We start from the raw sequence: 25,499 nt of genomic DNA, 5'->3' as shown, positions 1-25,499 counted from the left end.
CGTTGTGTCTGGAGTCGGCCCGCTTGCAGAACGCTGCACGCAAGGCGCGTAAGGCGGTACGGGCTGCCGTTGGCGCCCCTCGATGCCACCGCTGTGACGAGCCGCACGGGCGGGCGGCATGGGCTCGGTATTGCCTGCGGTGCGCTGACGAGGTGGACGAGTCCCGCCGGGCGGATCGAAGGAAGGAGGTGGAGCGGAGGCGGGAGGACGCTGCCCGGAAGCCCTGCCAGGCGCCGAAGTGCTCGAACGCTGTGGGTGTGTCCGACGGCCGTGAACGTCTGTATTGCTCGGAGGAGTGCAGCCGTAGGGCTGAGCACGTCCGTAAACGTGCGCGCACCAAGCCCGGACCAGTGCCTTGCCGGCGGTGCGGTACGCCCGTGGTCCTCAAGTTTCGTGACGGGGTGTGCCGTTCATGCCAGAACACTCAGCGCACGGCAGCGCGGCGGGTGACGGTTAAGCGTGCTGTGCGTGCGGCGCATGGGGATGCCGGATGCCATCACTGCTCGGCACCCTTGCCTGAGGGCGGCGTGATTGATCACCTGATCCCCATATCTCGGGGTGGCCTGTCGACTGTCGCCAACATGCGGGTGGTCTGCGTGGTGTGCAACTCGTCCAAGAAGGACCAGCTCATGGACGAGTGGTCTCTGCCGCTTCTGACTGTGCGGTGACGATGCCCGGCGGAGGCGCCTGCGGTGACGCGGGTGACGTTCAGGACCCTGTTTCTGTTTTCTCCCTACGTGCCTAAGGAAATGCAGAAACAGCCCCTTGAACGTCACCTCCGTCACCCTGCGCGCCGCGCTGCAGGACGCTGCGAGGCGCACCACCAGGACTACGAGGGACGGGCGAGCGTCCGTGCTCGGCGGAAGCGTCGGCAGCTCCTCGCGGGCGGCCACGATGCTGCTCGCCGGCTCCGGCGGACGATCCGTAAGGCGGGTCGGGCTCGCTGTGCCCGCTGTCTGCGGGACGTGCTTGCGTCGGCTATCGACATCGACCACGTGCAGCCGGTCGCCCTCGGTGGCGAGGACGTTGACGAGAACGTGCAGACGCTCTGTCGGGGCTGCCACAAGCTCAAGACGCGCGAGGATTTCGGGGCCGCTGGTACCCCGTTCTGACGGGCAGGTTGACCAGGTAGTTGTAGCCCATGCTCAGAGTCTCGAAGACGGTAGAGCCTTGGCCCGCCTGGTCCTAGCGGCTGGTCCACCACGCGGCCCCTGTGCAGGTGGCCGTGGTCACGAGAGTGAGCATCCAAACCGGGATGCGCTGGATGGTCAAGTGCAGCCCACCGCAGCGTAGTTCGAACTGCGGACGCTTTGTGTTCTCGGTCACCTGAGTCATGACCCGAGTGTGCCCCCCGGGTACGCAGAGTCAAGCGTGACCTAACCCACGGTGACGGTGCACAGGGGGCGCACAGTCAGAGCGACTGCCCTGTCTTCGACTGATATGCACGGTTTGCCCCGCCGGAAGTGTGGGGCCCCCGCGCTTCTGAGATTTGTCAAGGTCCGTCATTTCTTTGGTGGATGCGCGAGTCTCAGGAGGTATCCCCATGCCCCGCAAGCCCCGCCTCCCTTGCTCGGTACCCGGGTGCCCCGAGCTGACCCGAGCCGGCGGACGCTGCGCCGAGCGTGAGCGCGAGGCCAATGCGGACCGTGCGTCACGTGGTGGTGCTGTCTATGACACGCGTTGGCAGCGCATGCGCAGGGCCTACCTCTACAGGCACCCGTGGTGCGTGCTGTGTGGCCGTCTGGCCAACGTGCGGACCACTCCCCGCTGTCCCGAAGCGAGTTGATCGCGCGGGGCGAGGTGAACCCTGATGGGCCGAACCATCTGTGTCCGCTGTGCGTTGCGTGCCGCAGCCGCGAGACAGCGAGGCATCAACCGGGCGGATTCGCTGCGGAAGCACGTTCGCGGCTCCAATCCGGCGAGCGTCCGCCGTTCTGACCAGGGGGTACCCCCGACCCCTCCCACGCCCGAGCGGCAGGGAGGGAAAACTTTCTGATTAATCATCAGAATGTTTATTCGGGTGGGTTGTTGCGGAGAGCGATGCCGCTCAGTCGTCGCAGAAACGATGGTTTGTGAGACACCTGTCGTAGCGCCCTGAGGGCGCCCGACCGGTGCTCCAAAACCCGTCTCAGAACCTCTCGATAACCCTTGAGGTTTTGAGACGAGTTATGCGACGATCCTACCGTGACGACGACCGCAGGACACCTGATCGGATACGCCCGAGTCTCTACCGACGACCAGGAAGCGCAGTTGCAGCACGACGCGCTGGCTGAGGCAGGCTGCGTCCGGGTCTTCACGGACAAGGCGAGCGGTAAGAACACGGACCGCCCGGAGCTGACGGCCGCTCTGGACTACGCACGCCCCGGGGACACCCTGTGCGTGTGGAAGCTGGACCGGTTCGCTCGCTCGCTGATCGACCTCGTGACCTTGGTGGACTCGCTCGCTGCCCGTGGGATCGGCTTCAAGGTGCTGACTGGTGCGCTGGCGAGCATCGACCCGAACACCCCGGACGGGCGGCTCATGCTTCAGGTGGTGGGCGCCATGGCCGAATTTGAGCGGATCCTGATCAAGGACCGGACCCGGGCAGGTCTGGACGCTGCCAGGGCTCAGGGGCGCGTGGGTGGCCGTCCGGCCGTGATGGACGCTGACAAGCTCGCTGCGGCCAAGGCCCGGAAGGCCAAGGGCGAGAGCGTCACGGCCATTGCCAAGGCCCTCGGAGTGTCCCGCGCCACGCTGTACCGGGCACTGGGCGACAACGAGTAGCCCGCCCCGACCCGAGAGACCGTCTACCCGCCGTGATGGACGGTCTTTCTGCTGTCCGGGACCAGGGGAAGGGCGTTTCCAAAGTTCAGCCGAAAGGCCCTCCGGCGATCCCGGCCCTAGCTCGAAATGCGCGTCCTAGGTGTGAGCCCGTTTCCCGGCCCCACGGGCTTCTGACCTGCAAGAACGATCGGACCAGGGGGTCAGAGCGACCTAGTTAAGGGGTGGGGAGTGCCCTCTTGGAGGGTGGATAAGGGACCGTAACGTGACGGCACGCCGGACCCTGTACGGGTTTTCGAGTCGGCTGGGACAGCCTCAGGAATGTTCGACCTCCGCCATGAGGAGTCGCAGGGTGAGCGAGTGCTTTTCCGGGGGCAGGGCATCCAGTGCGCCCTGTGCGTAGGCGGTCCCGCCGGATACGTCGCCGGATCGGGCGAGCATCAGACCCCGGTGCATTTCGAGGTGAGTTGCGAACCGGGGCAGCTCTGCGGGGAGTTCGCGGCGGGCCGCTTCTTGCGCCTGAACGGCTCCGTGTTCGTCGCCCAGACGGGCCAGGAGGAGTGACAGGAAGACGTTCATCCGCCACCACGGCACGGCGTAGTCACTGGTCTGTTCGTAGGACCCGGCCTTGTCGAAGATGCGCCGGCCGTCGTCGGCAAGCTTGAGGGCCGTGGCTCGGTCACCTCGGAGCGCTGCGGCGTGGGCCTTCCCCATCACGGCGTTCAGGAGTCCGAGGGAGGGTCGTTCCGATATCGCCAACGCTTGGTCCGCCAACACGTCGGCTACGCCCAGCGACGCACCCTCGTAGCCCAGGGCGATAGCAGCACGCCCACGCACCCACACGCGCGCTTCGTCGTCCCCGGACTCGTCTGCGGCTCTCGCTGCCATCCGGTACCAGTGGACGGCCTTGGAGCCGTCCGCCCCCGGAAACGTCTTGGCATACAGGGTCATCAGCCGGGAAGCGACCGACCACAAGCGGGGGTCTTCAAGCTGCTGCTGCACGGTGACGAGTTCGCCGGAGACCCGACGTTGGATGTCCGCCGCGCCCATCGACATGTACTCGGTGCCGTACGTCGTCAGCTTGGCTTCCCACGCGTCCGCTGACGGCCCGCCACGCAGCCGGGCAGCGAATCCCGCGCTGATCAGATCAGAGGCGATCACGGGGGCTATGGCGGCCCCGGCGACATCGGTAAGGAACTTGCGTCGGTCCACTTCACCTTCAAGGACAGCTAGGGGAACGTCGAGAACGGCAGACAGCGCGGCAAGGTAGAACGGGCCGGGCGTGACCTTGGAACGCTCCCAGTTGCTCACGTACTCCCGCGTCAGCGTCGTGCCGTGTGCCTTGTTGATCTCCGAAGCTAACCGCCCTTGGCTCCAGCCGTGAGCCTTGCGGAGATCCCGGATTAGCTCCCCGATGTCCATACGCCCATCTTGCTACTAGGGCTGCCACTAGACAGAGGGATTCGCGTCCTCCCGGGCTGGTTGCCACTACGGATCACACTGGGCGGGGCCTTTCTCCGGCGAGACGATCCACAGCACCGAAGGCGACGCGGAGGTGTGCGGCATGGCGACGGCAGCAAGGCGGGAAGCGGCTCGGGTCGATCGGCTCGAACCGGTGCCCGTGCCCGGATGCGGGGTCTGCCTCGCGCTGGACAGAGACCGAAAGGTCGCGTGGGACGTCGGGAACTTGTCCGCCGTGGCGGTACAGGACGCGGAGCTGCGCAACCATCCGCACCACCGACGTGCGGCCTGCCCATGAGGACGGTTCTTCGCTACATCAGCTACGTGATGCGCCGCCACCCCTCGTCCGAGACGACGGCGACGGCACGGTGCCTGAACCCTGACTGCCGCTGGGCCTCTGCGCCGACCGGGAACGCTGACGTGTGCACGGACATGTGCATTGAGCACACGGGCCGCACCGGGCACATGACATTCGTGCGGGAGTTCTCGGAAGTCGCCGTGGTGGAGCGCGTCCAGTGACCGACGGCGAACGCCACGGCGACGGGTCGGAGCGGTTACGCGGAATCGTCGTGACCATCGGCGCCGTGGCGTGGGCCGTCACCGTTGCCGCCATCGTGGCTCGGGGGTGGGGTGTGTGGGCGGGCGGTCACGGCTGACGGTGCGGGTGATCCATGCCGACTCCGCCGGCCCGCTCCTGATCTTCCGGTCCGGCGAGCCCGTACGCCCGCTCGTGCGGGACCCCCTCGACGTGGCCCGGTTCCGCCGTGAGGGCTACTGGGACGGCTGGGGTGACGTCTACCCGACGTGCGAGTGTCTGCGCTGCGCCCTGGCCGAGTGGAGCACGTCGAACGACCCCTGCTGAGGCCGGTCCGTAGCCCGTGTCAGGCGATGGCGAGCACGACCGCCGGGCGGGGCTTTTATGCTGTTCCGGCCCGGACGGATCAGTCGCAGGTCAGGGCCTATGTGAGTGTCTTGACACTCTTGTTGATCTTCACGATGCTCATGCCCGCCATCCTAGGGATCCCGCGGGGGATATCGTCGTCCCAGGTAATGAAGCGGTGCACGAAACGCGGCAGCCAGGCGAAGTCAAGGTTGCGGTCAACAGGGCGGGAGGCCGGCGAGGCGTGGCTAACGCGGCAGAGCACAGTGGTGCGAACGGACATGCCGGGGTCATAGGCGGCAGCGGCAGGCTGGGGGCGGCACGGTTCCTCCTGTGGGCGCTGGCCGGCGTCCTCGCCGTCAGACAGGCCGCCGCCGTGCTGCGCGTGCCACCGGGCGAGTGGCTCAGCGAGTTCCGGCTCCCCAGCGGCTTCCCCGGGTCGCTGTACGACGGCGGCCAGTTCACCGGGACCCCCTTCGCCGGGCTGGTCCTGAAGCCGTTCCTCGGTCTCGCGGCGCCCTCCCTGGAGGTGGCCTGGACCTGCGTGACGCTGCTGCTCGTCGCCGCAGTCGGGCTGGTCGCCGCGCGCGGCCTGCCCGACCCCGTGCCGCGGCGCACCGCGCTGCTCGCCGCGCCCGTACTGGTCGGCCTGATGATGGTGTCGCTGCCGGTCCGCGAGGCCGCCTCGCCGGGCCAGACCGCCGTCCTGCCCGTGCTGCTGGTGCTGCTGGCCATGTTCCGGGTGCCCGGCGAGCGCCCGGCCGGCTTCCTCGTCGGCCTCGCCGCCGCGCTCCAGCCGGCCCTGCTGCTCTTCGCGCCGCTGCTGTGGCTCACCGGCCGCCGCCCCACCGCCAAGGCCGCCGCCGTGACCTTCGCCGCAGCCACCGCCCTGTCCTGGGCGGCCCTGCCGCGCGACTCCTGGACGTACTGGGTCCACCACCTGGCCGGCACCGGCCTCGGCGGCGCCCCCGACGGCCTCGCCAACCAGTCCGTGCACGGCGCGCTGCTGCGGCTCGGCCTGAGCGGCCCCGCCGAGATCCTGCTGTACGTGGCCCTCGCGGCCGGGATCGGCTGGGTCGGCCTGCGCCGCGCCGCCCGCTACGCCCGCGACGGCCAGCTGCTGCTCGCCGTCGCCGTCACCGGCTGCGTGGCCGTCGCCGTCGCGCCGACCGGCTGGCGCCACCAGCTGCTGTGGGTGCTGCTCGCGCTGGCCGGCAAGGTCGGCAAGCGGGCGGCGGACCGGCCCGTGTGGCCGGTGGCCGTGGTGCTCGCCATGACCCTGCCCAGCGACATGCTGCTGCCCAACCTGGCCGCGCTGGCCCCCGTACGGGACAACGTGCTGCTGCTCGCGGCGCTGGCGGCCGCCTGCGCGGTGCCGTTCCTGCCGCGCTCCTCGCCGTACTGGCGCGAGCCCGTCCCGACGGCGTACGGCCGGCCGGCCGCCGCCCGGTGGACGAGGGTGCCGCTGCTGCCGTTCTGGCGGCGCGTGCTCTCGCGCCCCAACCTGTTGCTGGAGCTGCTGCTGATACGGGTGGGGTACTCCCTGTACTCGCACATCCGGGCCGCCGCGCCCAGCAGCCGCAGCCTCGCCGAGGGGCACGGGAGCCAGATCCACGCCGTCGAGCGGGCGCTGGGCATCGACATCGAGCGCGCCGTCAACCACGCCGTGGTGCACACGCCCTGGCTGGAGAAGTTCTTCAACTTCTACTACACGTCGTTCCACTTCGTGGTCCCGCTGACGATCCTCGCGGTGCTGTACTGGCGCAGGCCGGGCGACTACCGCTGGGCCCGCGCCTCCCTGGGCCTGGCCACCGTCCTCGCGCTCATCGGCTTCTGGCTGTACCCGCTGGCGCCGCCGCGGCTCATGCCCGGCCTCGGCTTCATCGACACCGTGCACGGACCGCAGGATCTGGCCAATCCGCAGTACGGGGCGATGACCGCGATCTCCAACCAGTACGCGGCGATGCCCTCGCTGCACTTCGGCTGGTCGCTGTGGTGCGGGATCGTGATCATCACGCTCGCGCCGAAGGGCTGGCAGAAGCTCCTCGGGGCGCTGCACCCGCTGATCACGGTGTGCGCGATCGTCGCCACCGCCAACCACTGGGTGCTCGACGCGGTCGGCGGCGCGGCCGTCGTGACCGCCGGGTTCGGGCTGGTCTACGTACTGTCGGGGCCGCGCGGGGCCGTCCTGCCGGCCGGGCTGAGCGTGCCGCGGCCGCGCGAGCCGGAGCGGGTGGGCACCGCCACGCGCAGCCGCGCCTGAGCCGCCGCGCCCGATCGGCGCGAAGGGGTGTCGGGAACGGACCGTGTGTCCGTCCCGGCACCCCTTCGGTGGATCGCCGCGTCCTGTCAGGATCCGCCGGGGGCGACGCCCGCGCCACCCGGGGCGATCACGGGGCCGCCGCGCCGCCCTCGCAGAGCCGGTCCACGACGAGCGCGATGGCGGCCTCGGCGGTGTCGGTCTCGGCGATGACGGTGTTCAGGCTGGGGGTGCGCACCCGGAAGCGGCCGTCGGGCGTGGGCTCGGCGGCCGGCGCCTCCACCTCGAAGGGAGGGCGGGTACGGGAGCTGAACCACAGGGTCCACTGGCGGGTGAACGGGTACAGCCGGCGCAGCTGCGGCTGCGCGGAGGCGGCCTCGATGAGCTCGATGACACCGCGGCAGAGCGTGTCGGGCCCGCTGCGCTCCTCGATCAGGCGCCACGTCGTGGGCAGCCGCTGCCAGCGGGCATCCACCCGGTGAGCGGTGTCTGTATCGGCAGCGTGAAGGTTCATCCGCGCAGTGTGACGCCCCACCGGTCACAGAACAATGGTCCGGAAGTAAACAATCCGGCATACGTGCGCCCTCGTTGCGCCCCATCCGCGCGCCGGGCACGCCCCCGGCAGGCGTCCCGGCCCCCCGGCACGAGGTCCCGCCCCCTCGGCAGGCGCCCGGCGCTCGCCGACCGGCGGGGTCCAAGCACTGCGGGTTCCGTGGACGGCAGGGGCCGGGGCGTGGGAGGAGCGGCCCCTGCCGTCGTGGACCACGGGCCGGCCGTCAACCGTGGCTGACCCGAAGCTCCTTGATGCCGTTGAGCCAGGCCGCCCGCAGCCGCCGCGGCTCCTGCCCGGCCAGCCGCAGGTCCGGCAGTGAGTCGGCCAGCGCGTTGAAGATCAGGTCGATCTCCATGATGGCCAGGGACTTGCCGAGGCAGAAGTGCGGGCCGCCGCCGCCGAAGCCCAGGTGCGGGTTCGGATCGCGGGTGATGTCGAAGCGGTCGGGGTCGGCGAACACCTCGGGGTCGTGGTTGGCGGAGGAGTAGAACAGCCCCACCCGGTCGCCCGCCTTGATCTTCTGCCCGCCCAGCTCGGTGTCCCGGGTGGCGGTGCGCTGGAAGGACACCACCGGGGTGGCCCAGCGGACGATCTCCTCGGCGGCCGTCGCCGGCCGGGTCGCCTTGTAGAGCTCCCACTGCTCGGGGTGGGTCAGGAAGGCGTGCATGCCGTGGCTGATGGCGTTGCGCGTGGTCTCGTTGCCCGCGACCGCGAGCAGCAGCACGAAGAAGCCGAACTCGTCGGAGCCCAGGTTGCCCTGGCCCTCGGCGGCCACCAGCTGCGTGACGATGTCCTTGGCCGGGCACTCCTTGCGGGCGGCGGACAGGTTCATGGCGTAGCCGATGAGCTCCATCGCCGCGTTGGACCCGACTTCCTCCGTGATCGCGTACTCGGGGTCGTCGTACGCGATCATCTTGTTCGACCAGTCGAAGATGCGCAGCCGGTCCTCCTGCGGTACGCCGATCAGTTCGGCGATGGCCTGGAGCGGAAGCTCGCACGCGACCTGCGTGACGAAGTCGAAACTGCCGTCGGCCGAGGCGGCGAGCGCCTCCGAGACGATCTTCCGGGCCCGGTCGCGCAGTGCGTCCTCCAGGCCGCGGATGGCACGCGGGGTGAAACCGCGCTGCACGATCTGGCGTACGCGGGTGTGTTCCGGCGGGTCCATGTTCAGCATGATCAGGCGCTGGGCATCTATCTGCTCGCGCTGGATGTGCTCGTTGAAGCGGATGATCGCCGTATTGGTGGTCGAGGAGAACAACTCGGGGTGCGTGGAGACGTACTTGACGTCCGCGTGCCGGGTCACGACCCAGTAGCCGTCGTCGTCGAAGCCGGTGACGCCCCGGCGCTGGGGGCACCACCACACGGGTGCGGTCTGCCGCAGCTGGGCGAACTCGGGGAAGGGGACGCGGTCCTGGAGCAGGTCGGGATCGGTGGCGTCGAAGCCTTCGGGCAGCGCGGGACACGACATCGGGCGACTCCAAGGTCTGACGGCCCATCAGAAGTTGGCTTGAAGGTAGTAACGAGTTCTAGAAGTGACAAGGGTCCTCGCGCCAACTGTTGCGTGTGGAATCCGTGGAAGGCGCGTGCAAGACCCTTGCGTGCCGGGGTTACAGGTCATAAGACTGCGGGGAGAAGTAGAACGCGTACTAGTTCGGGCGGGGCGCCGGGACGGCCCGCCGCGCCGGCACAGTGCAGGAGAGGACGAGCTCATGGCCGCGGAACCCGTCATCGTCGAAGCCGTACGCACCCCCATCGGCAAGCGCGGGGGCGCGCTCGCCAACCTCCATCCCGCCTACCTGCTCGGCGAGACGTACCGCGAACTCCTCGCCCGGACCGGAATCCAGCCCGACTGCGTCGAGCAGATCGTCGGCGGCACCGTCACCCACGCCGGCGAGCAGTCCATGAACCCGGCGCGCAACGCCTGGCTCGCCATGGGCCTGCCGTACGAGACCGCCGCGACGACCGTGGACTGCCAGTGCGGCAGCTCCCAGCAGGCCAACCACATGGTCGCCAACATGATCTCCGGCGGGGTCATGGACATCGGCATCGCCTGCGGCGTCGAGGCGATGAGCCGGGTGCCGCTGGGCTCGGGCTCCAAGCACGGCCCGGGCAAGCCCTTCCCGGACGAGTGGAACGTCGACCTCCCCAACCAGTTCGAGGCCGCCGAGCGGATCGCCCGCCACCGGGGCCTGACCCGCGAGGACGTCGACCGGCTCGGGCTGCTCTCCCAGGAGCGGGCCGCCGCCGCGTGGGCCGAGGAGCGGTTCAAGCGGGAGACCTTCGCCGTCCAGGTCCCGACGACGGAGGAGGAACAGGGCGCCGGGCAGGGCATGTGGCGCCTGGTCGACCGCGACGAGGGCCTGCGCGACACCAGCATGGAGGCGCTGGCCCGGCTCAAGCCGGTCATGCCGACCGCCGTACACACCGCCGGGAACTCCTCGCAGATATCGGACGGGGCCGCCGCCGTGATGTGGGCCTCACGCAAGATGGCCCGCGCGCTCAAGCTCAGGCCGCGGGCCCGGATCGTCGCCCAGACGCTCGTCGGCGCCGACCCGCACTACCACCTGGACGGGCCGATCGACGCGACGCGGGCCGTGCTCGGCAAGGCCGGGATGTCCCTCAAGGACATCGACCTGGTCGAGATCAACGAGGCGTTCGCCTCCGTCGTCCTCAGCTGGGCCCAGGTCTTCGAACAGGACCTGGAGAAGGTCAACGTCAACGGCGGCGGCATCGCGCTCGGCCACCCCGTCGGCGCGACCGGCGCCCGGCTGATCACCACCGCGCTGCACGAGCTGGAGCGCCGCGACAAGGAATTCGCGCTGATCACCATGTGCGCGGGCGGTGCGCTGGCGACCGGGACGATCATCCAGCGGCTGTAGGCGGCGCCGGCCGGCCGGCGCCGGCCGCACGGACCCTGTGGGATGGGAAACAGAAGGCCCCGGCGGCCGGACCTGGGGAGGTCCGGCCACCGGGGCCTTCGCACTGCTCGTGCCGTCTGCTCGCGCCGTCAGGCGGTCACTGGTGGCTTAGTACCAGTGGTGGGTCTGCCAGAAGTTCCAGGCGCCGACGGGGCTGCCGTAGCGGGAGTTCATGTAGTCCAGGCCCCACTTGATCTGGGTGGCGGGGTTGGTCTTCCAGTCGGCGCCGGCGGAGGCCATCTTCGAGGCGGGGAGGGCCTGGACCAGGCCGTAGGCGCCGGAGGAGGCGTTGGTGGCGGTGTGGTTCCAGCCGCTCTCGCGGGAAACGATGTTGTTGAAGGCCGCGAACTGTGCCGGGTCCTTGATCATCTGCTGGGCGATCGCCTTGGCGCTCGTGGGGGCCGCCTGGGCGGGGACCGTGGCGAGCATGGAGCCGGCGACGCCCAGGGCGACGATGGAGCCGGCGAGGGTCTTCTTGGAGGCGGCGATGCGGCGGATGATGTGGGACACGGATGGGCCTTCCGACGGGGACAGGGTCGGTCGCTGCATGCCTGGGGCATGCGTGAGCCACTCACGCGGTGGAGAGGGGTTCGTCGGGCGGGGGGCGAAGGCCCGCTGCCGTGGCGACATCACCAGTTAGCCAGGCCGGTGGGGCCATGGCAACGGCCCCTGGTACTAGCCGTCCTCGCAGCGGTGGCCTGTCCGGGCCGGGGCGGTTCCACTGGCGTTCGTGCAGGTGGGGGTGGGGTTTTCGGGTGGGGGCCGGGGGTGGTGGGGGCTACTAGTTCATGTCGTATGTGACGTGGGTCCTGTGGGGCGGGTCACCGGGCGGGGCCCCGAATGTCACTTTCTGTGGTGGCTTGCTACACGAAATGGTGTGTGGGCCGGGCCACTTTCAACGCGAACCGAAGGAAACGGGCGCCTCGAACGCCGCTTTCCGCACCGCTCGCCGCAACGCCTTCAGCAGCGTGCCGCCGATCGTGAGGGTCAGTACGACCGTCAGCACGGCCCGGCCCAGGTCCCAGCCCAGCGAGGTCGCCACGCAGTACGCGGCGAAGCGCGCCAGATTCGCGGGGACAGGATCCCCCGGGTGGAACGAGATGCCCTGGCCCATGCCCTGCAGGAGCACCCAGCCCTGCAGGTTCATGATCGTTCCGTACGCGAACGAGCCGACGAATCCGTACGCCGCCAGCATCAGCAGCTCCGCCCGGCCACGGAGCCTCCCCCAAGCTCTCGGCTTCGCTTGAGCAGGGGGGACCCCCATCGCGCCGGGCAGCAGCCCGGCGCCGAGCGAGAACCAGCCCATCGCCAGCATCTGGAACGGCATCCACGGCCCGACCCCGCCCGTGAGCAGGGCGGAGGCGAACATCGTGACCGAGCCGAGGACGAAGCCGAAGCCGGGGCCGAGGACGCGGCCGCTGAGCACCATCAGGAAGAACATCGGCTCCAGGCCGGCCGTGCCCGCGCCCAGGGGCCGCAGGGCCGCCCCGACCGCGGCGAGCACGCCGAGCATCGCCACCGCCTTGGCGTCCATGCCCTGGTCGGCGATGGTCGCGACGACCACGGCGACGAGGAGGGGGAGCAGCCCCGCGAAGAGCCAGGGGGCGTCCTGGGAGTGGGCGAGCCCGGACTGGCGGTCGGCGAGGAGGGGCCAGCCGAAGGCCGCGATGCCGATGAGGGTGACGAGGAGCAGCGCGGCGGCGGCGCGCGGGCCGATGCGGAGGGGGCGGGTGGGGCGGGTCGGGGTCATCGTGCGGCCTCGCCCTCGGCTTGCGGGTCGGCTCCGGCTCGGGGCTCGCGTTCGGGTTGGGGCTCGGCCAGGGCCTTTGCGACCTGGGTGACCGTGAGCCAGGGGGCCGGGGCCAGGATCTTGGCCACCTGCGGTGCGAAGGCCGGGGACGAGACGACGACCTCGGCGGTCGGGCCGTCCGCGACGATCTCGCCGCCGGCCAGGATCACGACCCGGTGGGCCAGCTCGGCGGCGAGCTCCACGTCGTGGGTGGCGAGGACGATGGCGTGCCCGTCGGCGGCCAGCGCCCGCAGGATCTCGATCAGACGGGCCTTGGCCGCGTAGTCCAGACCGCGGGTCGGTTCGTCGAGCAGGAGCAGGGCGGGCCGGCCGGTGAGTACGAGTGCCAGGGCCAGGGCCAGGCGCTGGCCCTCCGAGAGGTCCCGGGGGTGGGTGTCGTCGGGGACGTCGGGGAGCAGGGCGCAGACGAGATCCCGGCAGGTGCCGGGGGCCGCGCCGGCGTCGGAGTCGGCGGCGGAGCACTCGGCGGCCACGGTGTCGGCGTAGAGGAGGTCGCGGGGCTCCTGCGGGACGAGGCCGACGCGGCGGACCATCTCCTGCGGGGCGGTGCGGTGGGGGGTGCGGCCGCGGACGGTCACGGTGCCGGTGGTGGGGGCGAGCGTGCCGATGAGCGTGGCCAGGAGGGTGGACTTGCCGGCGCCGTTGCGGCCCATGAGGGCGATGGTCTCGCCGGGCGCGACGGAGAGGTCGATGCCGTGGAGGACTTCGGCGCGGCCGCGGCGCAGCGAGAGGGCGGTGACCTCGGCCACGGGCTCAGGGTCGCCGCTGCCGCTGCCGCTGCCGCTGCCACTGCGGGTGCCGGTCCCGGCGCCGCTCGTGGCGGCGGGGCCGGGGGTCGGCTCGCTCCGGCGGAGCAGGCGGGCCAGGCGGCCGCTGCGCGGGGCTTCTTCCCCACCCCGCCCCCTCCCGATCCTGGGGCTGCGCCCCGGATCCCGCGCCTCAAACGCCGGCGGGGCCGGATGGTGTGGCGGGGCGGGCAGGGGGGAGGGGGCGGCGGGGGTGCTGCCGCCGGCCCCCCGCGCCTCGGACGCCCGCGCCTCAAACACCGGCGGGGCCGGACGGTGCGCCGGGGCCGGGGCCGGGGACGCGGCGTCGGGCGGCGCCAGGGGCAGGCGGGACAGGAGCGGAGCCGATCGGCGGCGGGCGTCGCGGACCGAGAGGGGGAGGGGGGACCAGCCCGCCAGCCGGCCCAGGGCCACCACCGGCGGGTGGACCGGGGAGACGGCCATGATGGAGGACGGGCTGCCGAGGACCGGGGCCGCGCCCGGGGACGGGAGGAGGAGGACCTGGTCCGCGTACTGGACCACCCGCTCCAGACGGTGTTCCGCCAGCAGGACCGTCGTGCCCAGGTCGTGCACCAGGCGCTGGAGGACCGCGAGCACCTCCTCGGCGGCGGCCGGGTCCAGCGCCGAGGTGGGCTCGTCCAGGACCAGGACCTTCGGGTGCGGGGTCAGGACCGAGCCGATCGCGACCCGCTGCTGCTGGCCGCCGGAGAGGGTGGCGATGGGGCGGTCGCGCAGTTCGTTCAGGCCGAGCAGGTCCAGGGTCTCCTCGACCCGGCGGCGCATGACGGCCGGCGCCAGCCCCAGGGACTCCATGCCGTACGCCAGCTCGTCCTCGACCACGTCCGTCACGAAATGGGCGAGCGGGTCCTGGCCGACCGTGCCCACGACATCGGCGAGCTCGCGCGGCTTGTGGGTGCGGGTGTCGCGCCCGGCGACGGTGACGCGGCCCCGCAGCGTGCCCCCGGTGAAGTGCGGGACCAGGCCGGAGACGGCGCCGAGGAGGGTGGACTTGCCGACGCCCGACGGGCCGACCAGGAGCGTGAGCTCGCCCTCCGGGATCACCAGATCGGCATCGCGGAGGGTGGGCTGCGCGGCGCCGTCGTACGTGACCGACACCTGCTCGAAGCGGATCACTGGGGTGTTTCCTCCGGAAGTGTGGTGGACGGTACGGGCGCCACGAACGCCGGGAGCAGGCCGATCAGGATCCCGGCCGCCGGCCACAGCGGGAGCGTCGGGGCGACCAGGGGGACGACGCCGGGCTGCAGGGCGCCAGGGTCGACGGACCCGGCACGGATCAGGACGGCGGCGACGGCCGCGCCCGACCCGGCGACCAGCCACGCCCGCCACCCCCAGCGGTCGGGCCGGTAGCGGGTCCGGATGCTGCGCCGCCCGCCCAGGCGCAGGCCCCCGAGCGCCAGGCCGAGGCCGATCACGAGGACCGGCAGCCCGTACGCGGCGCCCTCGGCGGCGAGCAGTCCGTACGTGCCGGCGCACATGCCGAGCAGGCCGCCGAGGGTGAGGGCGTTGGTGGTGTGCCGGACGGCGGGCGGGACCTGCGCGGTACGGCCGTAGCCGCGCGCGTCCATCGAGGCGGCGACGGCGACCGAACGCTCCAGCGCGCCCTCCAGGACGGGCAGGCCGATCTGGAGGACGGCCTTGACGCCGCCGGTGGGGCGGCCGCGCAGGCGGCGGGCGGTCCGCAGGCGGGCCACGTCGGCGACCATGTTCGGCGCGAAGGTCATGGCGACGACGACGGCGACGCCGGCCTCGTAGAGGGCGGCCGGGAGGGACTTCAGCAGCCGGGCCGGGTTGGCGAGGGCGTTGGCGGCGCCGACGCAGACGAGGAGGGCGGCCAGCTTGGCGCCGTCGTAGAAGGCGAAGACGAGCTGCTCGGCGGTGACGCGGCCGCCGAGCCGGATCCCCTGGGCCGCCCAGGCGGGCAGCGGCACCTCGGGGAGGGTGAACAGGACGTGCGCGCCGGGGATCGGGGAGCCGAGCAGCACCGAGAACACGAGCCGCAGCCCGATGACGAAGAGGCCGAGCTTGAGGAACGCGCTGTACGAACGGGCCCAGGGGGCGGAGGTCCGGCGGGCGGCCACGACGTAGCCGGCCACGCCGACGATCAGGCCGAGGAGCAGCGGATTGGTGGTGCGCGAGGCGGCGGTGGCGAGCCCGAGCGCCCAGAGCCACCATGCCCCCGCATGCAGGGCGTTGCCCCGACGGGCCTGCGGAGCCGCCAGCCGGAGCACCCTGCTCGTCTTGTACGTCGGCCCCGACCCGGGACCATCCGCCCCGGCCCGCCCGGGCCCGCCCGGCGTCACGCCTTCGTCCGCGGGCCGGCGGGTCCTGCCCGTACCCGCGCCACCCCCGGTGGCCCGCGGACCGGCGCCGTCCCCGCCTGCTGCGGTGGCGCTCACGACGCTCCCGACCCGGCCCACACCGGCCACCGCCGCGTCCGCCGGCTCCGGCGGCTCCGCCGGGCGGGGAGAGCCGGCCGGGTCGGGGCGGGCGGGGTCGTCGGGGGTGGCGGGCGGTGTCATCGGCGGCGTCGGGACTGCCAGACCGCGGCTGCCGCCAGGGCAGCCACCGCCGCCAGGCCGGCCAGCAGGCCCGTGGACGGGCCGCCGCCCTCGAACTCCGACTGCGCCGACGGCTTCTGCTCCGGCTTCGCACTCGGCTTCGGACCCTGCTCGTCCTCCGTGTCCGCGATCGGTTCGCCGCAACCCTGCTTCGGGTAGCCCGACACCGCGCACAGCAGCGCCGCGCTGTTGTAGCGGAGCGGCTTGGCGGCCTGTGCCAGGGCCTCGGCCGCCGTGGCGTCCGGGGCGACCTGTGCGCAGGCCGTGCGCGGGGTGTCCTGCGGCGGGGCGTCGCCCGCCGGGGCGTCCGCCGGGACGCCGAAGTCGACGGCCACCGCGATCCGCTTGCGGCCCTCCACGGCCGGAGTGGACGCGCAGACCGCCGCGAAATCGGCCGCCGCGCGCGGCTTCGCCGCCTCGGCCGCCGCGTCCTGGCTCACCGCGAAGCGGAAGCCCAGGGCCGAGCCGTCCGCCGGTCGGGCCGTCGAGGGGCCCTGTGTGGCGTACTGCCACTGGCCTTCCGCGCCCTCCCAGAACGACCAGTAGCGGTAGCCCGCCGCCAGGGCAGGGGAGGACGCCAGGAGGGTGAGGAGGACGCCGAACGCGAGGACCAGCGGGGTCAGGCCGCGGTGGCGGTGGCGGTGACGCATCAGAGCTGGTTCTTCTTCCGGCGGCCGCTCAGCAGGACGCCGATGCCCATGCCGGCCGCCAGACCCGCGCCGACGATCCACCAGATGTTCGAGTCGTCCTTCGAGCCCGACTTGGTCTTCTTGGGCTCGGCCGCCTCCTCGGACGTCCGCGAGACCGGACCCGTCGCGTTCAGGGCCGTCACCAGGTCCGTGCCGCCGAACGACTTCGGGTCCGTGCCGGTCGCGTGAGCGGCCAGGACCAGGGTGCCGAGGGCCGCCGGGCTGTCCTTGGCCCACTCCGCCGAGTTCGTCTTCAGCCACTCCAGCGCGGCCGCCGCCGACTGCTTGTGCCCGGCTGCGGCCAGGGCGATCACCGCGTCGGCGGTGTTGCCGGTGTCCGCGGTCGGCTGGTCCGCGCCCGGGGTGACGGCCGTGAGGTGGCCGTCCTTCTTCAGCGTCTCGGCCAGATAGCCGGCCGCGCCCTGCGCCGCGGCCACCGGGTCGGCGGCGCCCGCCGGGCAGGCCAGCGCGGTCGCGGGGGTGTCCGCGGCGGAGGGGGACACGACCGAGCCCTGGCCCAGACCGGCCAGGACGGCGGCGGCCGTGGCATCGGCGTTCGCCGGGAGCTTGCCGTCCGGCGCCGGCTGGTACCCGAAGGCGCCCCGGTCGGCGGCCGGTTCGGCGGCGCAGCCCAGCTGGAAGGCGAGCAGGCCCTCGTACGCGGACTTGCCCACCTTCGACTTCACCTCGGCCGGCTTCTCGCCCGCCACCACCAGCGCGCTGATGACGATGGACGTGGAGTTGCCCTCGCTCGGGGTGCCGGGGACGAAGGCCCAGCCGCCGTCCTCGTTCTGGACGGACTTCAGCCAGTCCACGCCCTTCTTCACCGCCGCGTCCCGGCCGCCCACCGCCTTCAGCGCCTGCACGGCCACCGCGGTGGCGTTCGTGTCGAACATCGTCTTGTCGTCGCAGGCCGCGGCCGCGTCCGCGCGGAAGGAGGCGAAGCCGCCGTTCGCGCACTGCTGGCCGGCGAGCCAGTCGACGGCCTCCTTGGCCGGCTTCACGCCCACCGTCTGCTGGGCCAGCAGCGCGAAGGACTGCCGCCACACGCCGTCGTACGTCGGGTCCTTCTTGCCGAACAGCCCGGACGGGATCACGGGAGCCGGCGGGGTGGAGGGGGAGGGCGCGGCGAGGGCTGCGGGGGCGGCGCCCACGCAGAGCACGGCGGAGGCGGCGAGCGCGGCGGCGCTGCGTCGGACGTTCATGGGGGCGGGTGCCTCTCGTGCTGGGGAGCAGGAGAGCAGGCCCGCACAGGGCACCGGGCTCCGGCTCCGTTTACCTCGACGGTGCCGGCCGCCGGGGGCTCCGGCGGCGCGAGCCGCGCACCTCGCGTACGGGGCGGTCCGGCTCCCCGCCCGGCAGGGGCCGGGGCGGGTCACGGTTGCGGGTCAGCGCCGGAATCGCACCGGCTTCCCCCCGTACGGAAGGGTGGACGACGGGCTCACTGTACCGGCCCGTAGTAGCCCGGAAGGGTGGCGTCGGTGGGTAGCGCCCCTTACCGCAGGGCCCGCCGCCCTCACAGCGCGCGGTACGTGACCGGGTCGGTGCCCGGGACCGCCTCCGCCCGGCCCTGTTTCACCAGCCGCCGCAGATGGGCTTCTGCTTCCGAGACGGCGATGTTGCGGGAGCCGTACGGGATCTGCTCCCAGGGGCGGTTCCACTCCATGCGCTCCGCCAGCCCCCACGGGGTCAGAGGCTCGGCCAGCAGCTCCCACAGACCGGTCAGCCGCTCCTCGTGGTGGCGCAGCAGTTCGCGTACGCGGGCCGGGGCGTCGGTGAAGGCGTGCTGGTGCGCCGGGAGCACCTCGGCCGGGTCGAGGCGGCCGATGCGTTCGAGGGAGTCGAGGTAGTCGCCGAGCGGGTCGGTGACCCGGGTGACCCCGCTTTCGTCCGGGGGCTCGTAGAGGCCGATGTGCGGGGAGATCCCGGGCAGCAGGTGGTCCCCGGAGAAGAGGCGGCCGTTGCCGGGGAGGCTCGCCGGGTGCTGCTCCTCCAGGTGCAGGCAGACGTGGCCGGGGGTGTGCCCGGGGGTCCAGATGGCGCGTAGGCGGCGCCCGGCGAGGGGGAGCAGCTCGCCGGGGACGATCTCCCGGTCGGGGACGGCGGCCCGCAGCCCGGGAAGGGTGCGCAGGCGGCCGCTCGTGCGGGCGGCCCGCAGGGGGGCGAGGTGCTCCTCGGGGGCTCCGGCGGCGGCCAGCTTCTCGCTCATGTAGTCGAACCAGACGCCGGGCTCGGCGGAGCGGGTCCGTACGACGACCTCGGTGTCGGCGGCGTGCATGGCGATCCAGGCCCCGGACGCCTCACGGACCCGGCCGGACAGACCGTGGTGGTCGGGGTGGTGGTGGGTGATGACCACGCCGTGGACGTCGGCGACGGCGATGCCGAGGGCGCCGAGCCCGGAGACGAGGGTGTCCCAGGACTCCGGGTCGTCCCAGCCGGTGTCGACGAGGACGGGGCCGCGGTCGGTGTCGAGGACGTGGACGAGGGTGTGGCCGAGCGGGTTGTCGGGGATCGGAACCTTGATGCCGCGCACGCCGCCGCCGTGGTCGGTGACGTGCGGGGTGATGGTCGGGGTGACGGGCGCGGTGTCGGGGGGCGTGGCTCCGGGTCCGGTGGGCGGTGCTGCCTGTGGTGGCGTGTCCTGCGGCATGAGGGCTCCCTGTCTGCGCTGCGCCCGGCCGCGTCTGCGCCGCCCGGCTCACTCTCACGAGAACGTGTTGCAGTAGTCGCCCAAGTCGACCATCTGCAGCCGGTTCTGACTAGTCGCAACCCCTTGTTGGATCTTCCGGGCTGTTCCGTCCTGGCCGTGGACTCCTGGAACTAGAACTGGTATCAGTTCGGGAACGCCAAGCCGCAGGAGGCAGCAGCCATGACCGAGCTCGTGGAACACGGACACCTGTTCATCGGCGGGGAGTGGACGGATCCGCTGGGTACCGACACGATCGAGATCGTCTCCCCCCACACCGAGCAGGTCATCGGCAGCGTCCCGCACGCCTCCCGCGCGGACGTGGACCGCGCCGTCGCGGTCGCGCGCAAGGCCTTCGACGAGGGGCCCTGGCCCCGGATGTCCCTGGACGAGCGGATCGCCGTCGTCACCCGGATCAAGGACGCGATCGCCGTCCGGCACGAGGAGATCGCCCGGTCGATCAGCTCCCAGAACGGGTCCCCGTACTCCTGGAGCGTCCTCGCGCAGGCGCTCGGCCCGATGATGGTCTACGACGCCGCGATCCAGGTCGCGCGCGCCTACCCGTACGAGGAGCACCGCCAGGGGGCGCTCGGGCCGATCCTGGTGCGCCGGGAGCCGGTGGGCGTCGTCGCGGCCGTCATCCCGTGGAACGTGCCGCAGTTCGTGGCCGCCGCGAAGCTCGCGCCCGCGCTGCTGACGGGGTCGACGGTGATCCTGAAGCCGTCTCCCGAGTCGCCGCTGGACTCGTACATCCTCGCCGACATGGCCCGCGAGGCCGGGCTGCCGGAGGGCGTCCTGTCGATCCTGCCCGCCGACCGGGAGGTCAGCGAGTACCTGGTCGGCCACCCCGGCATCGACAAGGTGGCCTTCACCGGCTCGGTCGCGGCCGGCAAGCGCGTGATGGAGGTCGCCGCCCGCAACCTGACCCGGGTCACGCTCGAACTCGGCGGCAAGTCCGCCGCCGTGATCCTGCCGGACGCCGACCTCGAATCGACCATCGCCGGGATCGTTCCGGCGGCCTGGATGAACAACGGGCAGGCCTGCGTGGCCCAGACCCGGGTGCTCGCGCCGCGCAGCCGGTACGAGGAGGTCGCCGAGGCACTCGCGGCCGCGGCCGGCGCGCTGGTGGTCGGCGACCCGCTGGACCCGGCGACGCAGCTCGGGCCGCTGGTGGCCCGGCGCCAGCAGCAACGGTCGCTGGACTACATCCGGATCGGGCAGGAGGAGGGCGCGAAGGTCCTGGCGGGCGGCGGCCGTCCGGCGGGGCTGGAACGGGGCTGGTACGTGGAGCCGACGCTCTTCGGGGACGTGGACAACTCGATGCGGATCGCCCGCGAGGAGATCTTCGGGCCGGTCGTCTGCCTGATCCCGTACGGGGACGAGGCGGAGGCGGTACGGGTCGCCAACGACTCGGAGTTCGGCCTGAGCGGCAGCGTCTGGACGGGGGACGTCGAGCACGGCATCGACTTCGCCCGGCAGGTGCGGACGGGCACCTTCAACGTGAACACCTTCAGCCTGGACATGCTCGGGCCGTTCGGCGGCTACAAGAACAGCGGTGTGGGAAGGGAGTTCGGGCCCGAGGGGCTGAGCGAGTACCTGGAGCACAAGATGATCCACCTGCCGGCGGGCTACGCGGCGGGTGCGTGAGCGCCATGGGTGACCGCTGGGTGGTGGAGGTGGACCGGGGGGTCTGCATCGGCTCGGGGATGTGCGTGAACCACGCGCCGGAGGGCTTCGCGCTGGACTCGGCGCGCCAGTCGCATCCGCGGGACCCGGAGACGGACGCGAACGAGCCGATCCTGACGGCGGCGGAAGGCTGCCCGGTGGAGGCGATCCTGATCACGCTGGCGGGAACGGGAGAGGTGGTGTTCCCACCGGAGGAATAGCCCCTGCCCTGCCCTTCCGCGAGAACGGGGGGTCGGGGGTGGGGTCTGCGTGATCGGGGTCGGGAGAGGCGGTCGGGACGCCCCCGGACGCACCACCGACCCCGAATCAGGGGGCCCGACCCCCGAAGCCCCTGCCCCTTCCCCTCCGCCTGCTTCAGGCCGAATCCCCGGGCGGTGCCGTCAGGGTGATCAGGCGGCATACCGTTTCGATGTCGATCTTGACCTGCGCGATCGAGGCGCGGCCCGAGAGCCAGGTGATCAGCGCCGAGTGCCAGGTGTGCTCGATCACCCGGACCGCCGAGAGCTGCTCCGCCGTCGGCGGGGCGTCCAGGCCCATCGCGTCCAGGATGATCGCCGTGGTCAGCCGGGACACCGTGTCCACCTCGGGGCTCACGCTGCGGTCCGCGAACGTCAGTGCGCGGACCATCGCGTCGGCGAGGTGCGGTTCCCGCTGCAGGGCGCGGAAGGCCCGCATCAGCGTCTCCGCGACCCGGGCCGCCGGGTCCTCGCCCGCCGGGGGCCGTTTGCGGAGCGTCGTGTGCATGTGCTGGAGCTGGTCCTGCATGGTGGCGACGAGCAGGTGCACCTTCGACGGGAAGTACCGGTACAAGGTGCCCAGCGCGACCCCGGCCGCCTCGGCGACCTCCCGCATCTGGACGGCGTCGAAGCCGCCCCGGCTGGCCAGCTGCGCGCTGGCGTGCAGGATTCGGCGGCGGCGCGCCTCCTGGCGCTCCGTCAGGTGAGGGGACGCCGTCGTGGCGACGGCTTTCGCGTCCGCTGTCATCTGTCCCGTTCCATGGCGTTCCGTGTCGTTGCGGTGCTGAATTCCGGGCTGTTCGCGTCGTGATCGGCAGCCAGCATCTCAGGCGTCCGAGCCGTGGCGCGAATCACCTGCTCCGCCTCTTACGGTGTGGTTTCCGGCCGGTAGATTCAATGGTCTTCGACGGATCAAGTCTGAAACTTGTTCTACATTATGCGAGCGGTTACGCTCCGGCGAAAGTGCAGGGAGAAGGGGGCCGAGAGTGACCGCTGAGGCCATGGTGACGAGCCCTTTCGTGGGTTCCGCCACCGACGGCGACCGCCCGTTGCGCATCGCACTCCTCACCTATAAGGGGAACCCGTTCTGCGGCGGCCAGGGCGTCTACGTCCGGCACCTCTCGCGGGAGCTCGTGAGGCTGGGGCACTCCGTCGAGGTCATCGGCGCGCAGCCGTACCCGGTCCTCGACACCGGCGCCACGCTCACCGAACTGCCGAGCCTGGACCTGTACCGGCATCCCGACCCCTTCCGTACGCCGAAGCGCGACGAGTACCGGGACTGGATCGACGCGGTCGAGGTCGCCACCATGTGGACCGGCGGATTCCCCGAGCCGCTGACCTTCTCGCTGCGGGCCCGGCGCCATCTCGCCGCCCGCGCCGGCGAGTTCGACGTCATCCACGACAACCAGACCCTCGGCTACGGACTGCTCGCCGACCTCGGCGCCCCGCTGGTCACCACCATCCACCACCCCATCACCGTCGACCGCAAGCTGGACCTGGCCGCCGCCAAGGACCGCCGCAAGCGGGCCTCCGTGCGGCGCTGGTACGGCTTCACGCGCATGCAGGGGCGCGTCGCCCGCCGGCTGCCCTCCGTGCTGACCGTCTCCGGCTCCTCCAAGCAGGAGATCGCCGAGCACCTGGGCGTGCGCGACGAGCGCATCCACGTCGTCCACATCGGCGCCGACACCGACCTGTGGTCGCCCGACGCCTCCGTCGCCGAGGTGCCCGGGCGGATCGTCACCACCTCCAGCGCCGACGTCCCGCTCAAGGGCCTCGTCCACCTCGTCGAGGCGCTCGCGAAGCTGCGCACCGAGCAGCCCGAGGCGCACCTCGTCGTCGTCGGCAAGCGCGCCGAGAAGGGCCCGGTCGCCCGCGCGATCGAGACGTACGGGCTCCAGGACGCGGTCCGCTTCGTCAAGGGCATCACCGACGCCGAGCTCGTCGACCTGGTGCGCAGCGCGCAGGTCTCCTGCGTGCCCTCGCTGTACGAGGGCTTCTCGCTGCCCGCCGCCGAGGCCATGGCCACCGGCACCCCGCTGGTGGCCACCACCGGCGGTGCGATTCCCGAGGTCGCGGGCCCGGACGGCGAGACCTGCCTCGCGGTGCCGCCCGGCGACGCGGGCGCGCTGGCCGCCGCGCTGGGCCGGCTGCTGGGCGACGCGCAGCTGCGGGCCCGCCTCGGCGCCGCCGGGCGCGAGCGGGTGCTGTCCCGGTTCACGTGGGCCAGAGCCGCCGAGGGCACCGCCGCGCACTACCGCGCCGCCGTCGAGCAGGCCGCCCGCAGCCGCCGCGCGCGGTGACCTTCCGCCTTTTCCACACCACCCCCGAACACCCCCGCGACCGCGAAGGCAGGACCCCGTGCTGACCGTCGATTTCTCCCGGTTCCCGCTCGCCGCAGGCGACCGTGTGCTCGATCTGGGCTGCGGCGCCGGCCGGCACGCCTTCGAGTGCTACCGGCGCGGCGCCCAGGTGGTCGCAGTCGACCGCAACGGCGAGGAGATCCGCGAGGTCGCCAAGTGGTTCGCCGCCATGAAGGAGGCCGGCGAGGCCCCGGCCGGCGCCACCGCCACCGCCATGGAGGGCGACGCGCTGGCCCTGCCCTTCCCCGACGAGTCCTTCGACGTCGTCATCATCTCCGAGGTGATGGAGCACATCCCCGACGACAAGGGCGTGCTCGCCGAGATGGTCCGGGTCCTCAAGCCCGGCGGCCGCATCGCCATCACCGTCCCGCGCTACGGCCCGGAGAAGATCTGCTGGGCGCTGAGCGACGCGTACCACGAGGTCGAGGGCGGCCACATCCGCATCTACAAGGCGGACGAGCTGCTGGGGAAGATGGAGGCCGCCGGCCTCAAGCCGTACGGCACCCACCACGCCCACGGGCTGCACTCCCCGTACTGGTGGCTCAAGTGCGCGTTCGGCGTCGACAACGACCAGGCGCTGCCGGTGAAGGCGTACCACAAGCTCCTGGTCTGGGACATCATGAAGAAGCCGCTGGCCACGCGGCTCGCGGAGCAGGCGCTCAACCCGGTCATCGGCAAGAGCTTCGTGGCGTACGCGACGAAGCCGCACCTTCCCGTCGGCGCGGCGAAGTGAGCTCGCCCGGGCGCACCGAACGCCTGGTCCTGGACGGTGTGCTGACCGCCGAGGAGGCCGCCGGGACGGTGGCCGGCATCCTCGCCGCGCAGCGCTCCGACGGGGCCATCCCGTGGTTCCGCGGCCACCACCTGGACCCGTGGGACCACACCGAGGCCGCGATGGCCCTGGACGCGGCGGGCGAGCACGAGGCCGCGGAGCGGGCGTACGACTGGCTGGCCCGGCACCAGAACGCCGACGGCTCCTGGTACGCGGCGTACGCGGACCGGCCGGACGGGGTGGACACCGCCGAGCCGCAGGACGCGAGCCGGGAGAGCAATTTCGTCGCGTACATAGCCGTCGGGGTCTGGCACCACTACCTGGCCACCGGCGACGACCCGTTCCTGGACCGCATGTGGCCCGTCGTCTTCGCGGCGACCGAGTTCGTCCTCGGACTCCAGCAGCCGGGCGGCGAGATCGGCTGGAAGCGGGAGGCCGACGGCAGTGCGGTGACGGACGCGCTGCTCACCGGCTCCTCCTCGATACACCAGGCGCTGCGGTGCGCGCTGGCGATCGCCGAGCACCGCGAGGAGCCGCAGCCGGACTGGGAGCTGGCGGCGGGGGCCCTCGGGCACGCGATCCGGCGGCACCCGGAGCGGTTCCTGGACAAGTCCCGGTACTCGATGGACTGGTACTACCCGGTGCTGGGCGGCGCGCTGGGCGGCGCGGAGGCGAAGGTGCGGATCGAGGGGCGCTGGGACGAGTTCGTGGTCCCCGGGCTCGGTGTGCGCTGCGTCCTGCCGAACCCGTGGGTGACGGGCGGGGAGTCCTGCGAGCTGGCCCTGGCCCTGTGGGCGATGGGCGAATCGGACCGGGCGCTGGAGATCCTGCGCTCCGTCACGCACCTGCGCGCGGACAACGGCATGTACTGGACGGGCTACGTCTTCGAGGACAAGGCGGTGTGGCCGGTCGAGCAGACGACCTGGACGGCCGGGTCGCTGCTGCTCGCCGTGGCCGCGCTGGGCGGGGACGAGGCCACCGGGGCGGTGTTCGGGGGGCTGGAGCTGCCGTCCGGACTGGAGCCCGACTGCTGCGCCTAGCCCGCCGGGAGCCGGGAGCCGGAG

Annotated in this window: 22 protein-coding genes and 1 riboswitch; of the genes, 11 read left to right on the top strand and 11 right to left on the bottom strand. The window is 72.1% G+C overall.

Annotated features, from left to right (window positions below; all coding sequences use genetic code 11):
• Positions 1-152: 152 nt before the first annotated feature.
• The 3 genes from OG509_RS12660 to OG509_RS12650 all read left to right on the top strand — a co-directional run bounded on the left by OG509_RS12660 (position 153) and on the right by OG509_RS12650 (position 2,763).
• Positions 153-668 carry an HNH endonuclease gene (locus tag OG509_RS12660; RefSeq protein WP_406182554.1) on the top strand — a complete coding sequence of 172 codons (516 nt, stop codon included), beginning with the start codon at positions 153-155 and terminating at the stop codon, positions 666-668.
• Positions 669-749: 81 nt separating this feature from the next.
• On the top strand, positions 750-1,112 hold the full coding sequence (locus OG509_RS12655) for an HNH endonuclease (protein ID WP_406187557.1): 363 nt from the start codon (positions 750-752) through the stop codon (positions 1,110-1,112).
• Between the two features lie 1,072 nt (positions 1,113-2,184).
• On the top strand, positions 2,185-2,763 hold the full coding sequence (locus OG509_RS12650; protein ID WP_406182552.1) for a recombinase family protein: 579 nt from the start codon (positions 2,185-2,187) through the stop codon (positions 2,761-2,763).
• A gap of 312 nt (positions 2,764-3,075) precedes the next feature.
• On the opposite strand, the gene OG509_RS12645 is transcribed toward OG509_RS12650, so the two are convergent.
• Positions 3,076-4,182: a helix-turn-helix domain-containing protein gene (locus OG509_RS12645; RefSeq protein WP_406182550.1), complete on the bottom strand. Its 1,107-nt coding sequence runs from the start codon at positions 4,180-4,182 to the stop codon at positions 3,076-3,078.
• Between the two features lie 673 nt (positions 4,183-4,855).
• Here OG509_RS12645 and OG509_RS12640 point away from each other — a divergent pair.
• Together OG509_RS12640 and OG509_RS12635 are read left to right on the top strand one after the other, a co-directional pair.
• Entirely contained in the window at positions 4,856-5,083 is a 228-nt protein-coding gene (locus OG509_RS12640; RefSeq protein ID WP_406182548.1) for a hypothetical protein, read from the top strand.
• A 262-nt stretch (positions 5,084-5,345) separates the two neighbouring features.
• Positions 5,346-7,364, top strand: a complete 2,019-nt coding sequence (locus tag OG509_RS12635; protein ID WP_406182547.1) for a bifunctional glycosyltransferase 87/phosphatase PAP2 family protein — start codon at positions 5,346-5,348, stop codon at positions 7,362-7,364.
• Between the two features lie 127 nt (positions 7,365-7,491).
• On the opposite strand, the gene OG509_RS12630 is transcribed toward OG509_RS12635, so the two are convergent.
• Together OG509_RS12630 and OG509_RS12625 are read right to left on the bottom strand one after the other, a co-directional pair.
• The gene (locus OG509_RS12630) at positions 7,492-7,875 is read right to left on the bottom strand and encodes a DUF6193 family natural product biosynthesis protein (protein WP_406182546.1); all 384 of its coding nucleotides are present in this window, start codon (positions 7,873-7,875) and stop codon (positions 7,492-7,494) included.
• Between the two features lie 262 nt (positions 7,876-8,137).
• A complete protein-coding gene (locus OG509_RS12625; RefSeq protein ID WP_406182544.1) occupies positions 8,138-9,382 on the bottom strand; it encodes a cytochrome P450 in 1,245 nt (414 codons plus the stop codon).
• Between the two features lie 241 nt (positions 9,383-9,623).
• On the opposite strand from OG509_RS12625, the gene OG509_RS12620 reads away from it, so the two are divergent.
• Positions 9,624-10,793, top strand: coding sequence for a steroid 3-ketoacyl-CoA thiolase (locus OG509_RS12620; RefSeq protein ID WP_030163191.1), 1,170 nt, complete (start codon positions 9,624-9,626; stop codon positions 10,791-10,793).
• A gap of 147 nt (positions 10,794-10,940) precedes the next feature.
• On the opposite strand, the gene OG509_RS12615 is transcribed toward OG509_RS12620, so the two are convergent.
• The 7 genes from OG509_RS12615 to OG509_RS12585 all read right to left on the bottom strand — a co-directional run bounded on the left by OG509_RS12615 (position 10,941) and on the right by OG509_RS12585 (position 19,345).
• A complete protein-coding gene (locus tag OG509_RS12615; protein WP_406182543.1) occupies positions 10,941-11,381 on the bottom strand; it encodes a transglycosylase SLT domain-containing protein in 441 nt (146 codons plus the stop codon).
• 346 nt (positions 11,382-11,727) lie between these two features.
• Entirely contained in the window at positions 11,728-12,582 is an 855-nt protein-coding gene (locus tag OG509_RS12610; protein WP_406182541.1) for an ECF transporter S component, read from the bottom strand.
• Positions 12,579-14,561, bottom strand: coding sequence for an ABC transporter ATP-binding protein (locus OG509_RS12605; protein ID WP_406182539.1), 1,983 nt, complete (start codon positions 14,559-14,561; stop codon positions 12,579-12,581). Before OG509_RS12605 ends, OG509_RS12610 begins: the two co-directional genes overlap by 4 nt.
• Positions 14,558-15,967, bottom strand: a complete 1,410-nt coding sequence (locus OG509_RS12600) for an energy-coupling factor transporter transmembrane protein EcfT (RefSeq protein WP_406182537.1) — start codon at positions 15,965-15,967, stop codon at positions 14,558-14,560. The genes OG509_RS12605 and OG509_RS12600 overlap by 4 nt, the downstream gene beginning before the upstream one ends.
• On the bottom strand, positions 15,964-16,656 hold the full coding sequence (locus tag OG509_RS12595) for an SCO2322 family protein (protein WP_406182536.1): 693 nt from the start codon (positions 16,654-16,656) through the stop codon (positions 15,964-15,966). Before OG509_RS12595 ends, OG509_RS12600 begins: the two co-directional genes overlap by 4 nt.
• The gene (locus OG509_RS12590) at positions 16,656-17,900 is read right to left on the bottom strand and encodes a prenyltransferase/squalene oxidase repeat-containing protein (protein WP_406182534.1); all 1,245 of its coding nucleotides are present in this window, start codon (positions 17,898-17,900) and stop codon (positions 16,656-16,658) included. The genes OG509_RS12595 and OG509_RS12590 overlap by 1 nt, the downstream gene beginning before the upstream one ends.
• 135 nt (positions 17,901-18,035) lie before the next feature.
• A riboswitch (cobalamin riboswitch) is annotated at positions 18,036-18,110 on the bottom strand.
• 101 nt (positions 18,111-18,211) lie between these two features.
• Positions 18,212-19,345, bottom strand: coding sequence for an MBL fold metallo-hydrolase (locus tag OG509_RS12585; RefSeq protein ID WP_406182533.1), 1,134 nt, complete (start codon positions 19,343-19,345; stop codon positions 18,212-18,214).
• Positions 19,346-19,564: 219 nt separating this feature from the next.
• On the opposite strand from OG509_RS12585, the gene OG509_RS12580 reads away from it, so the two are divergent.
• Together OG509_RS12580 and OG509_RS12575 are read left to right on the top strand one after the other, a co-directional pair.
• Positions 19,565-21,028 (top strand): aldehyde dehydrogenase, encoded by a 1,464-nt coding sequence (locus OG509_RS12580; protein WP_406182531.1) that lies wholly within the window; start codon positions 19,565-19,567, stop codon positions 21,026-21,028.
• A 5-nt stretch (positions 21,029-21,033) separates the two neighbouring features.
• Entirely contained in the window at positions 21,034-21,267 is a 234-nt protein-coding gene (locus OG509_RS12575; protein WP_406187555.1) for a ferredoxin, read from the top strand.
• Positions 21,268-21,421: 154 nt separating this feature from the next.
• Here OG509_RS12575 and OG509_RS12570 read toward each other — a convergent pair whose 3' ends face one another.
• On the bottom strand, positions 21,422-22,051 hold the full coding sequence (locus tag OG509_RS12570; RefSeq protein WP_406182529.1) for a TetR family transcriptional regulator: 630 nt from the start codon (positions 22,049-22,051) through the stop codon (positions 21,422-21,424).
• A gap of 238 nt (positions 22,052-22,289) precedes the next feature.
• Here OG509_RS12570 and OG509_RS12565 point away from each other — a divergent pair, with 238 nt between their 5' ends.
• From OG509_RS12565 to OG509_RS12555, 3 genes are read left to right on the top strand one after another with little or no spacing between them, the layout of a single operon-like run.
• Positions 22,290-23,603 (top strand): glycosyltransferase family 4 protein, encoded by a 1,314-nt coding sequence (locus OG509_RS12565; RefSeq protein ID WP_406182528.1) that lies wholly within the window; start codon positions 22,290-22,292, stop codon positions 23,601-23,603.
• Positions 23,604-23,661: 58 nt separating this feature from the next.
• Positions 23,662-24,396 (top strand): class I SAM-dependent methyltransferase, encoded by a 735-nt coding sequence (locus OG509_RS12560; RefSeq protein WP_053693378.1) that lies wholly within the window; start codon positions 23,662-23,664, stop codon positions 24,394-24,396.
• The gene (locus OG509_RS12555; RefSeq protein ID WP_406182527.1) at positions 24,393-25,475 is read left to right on the top strand and encodes a prenyltransferase; all 1,083 of its coding nucleotides are present in this window, start codon (positions 24,393-24,395) and stop codon (positions 25,473-25,475) included. The genes OG509_RS12560 and OG509_RS12555 overlap by 4 nt, the downstream gene beginning before the upstream one ends.
• Positions 25,476-25,499 lie beyond the last annotated feature (24 nt).

The sequence above is a fragment of the Streptomyces sp. NBC_01006 genome (assembly GCF_045162725.1).
GTDB lineage: Bacteria > Actinomycetota > Actinomycetes > Streptomycetales > Streptomycetaceae > Streptomyces.
This window is presented reverse-complemented; position numbering and strand designations above follow the sequence as displayed.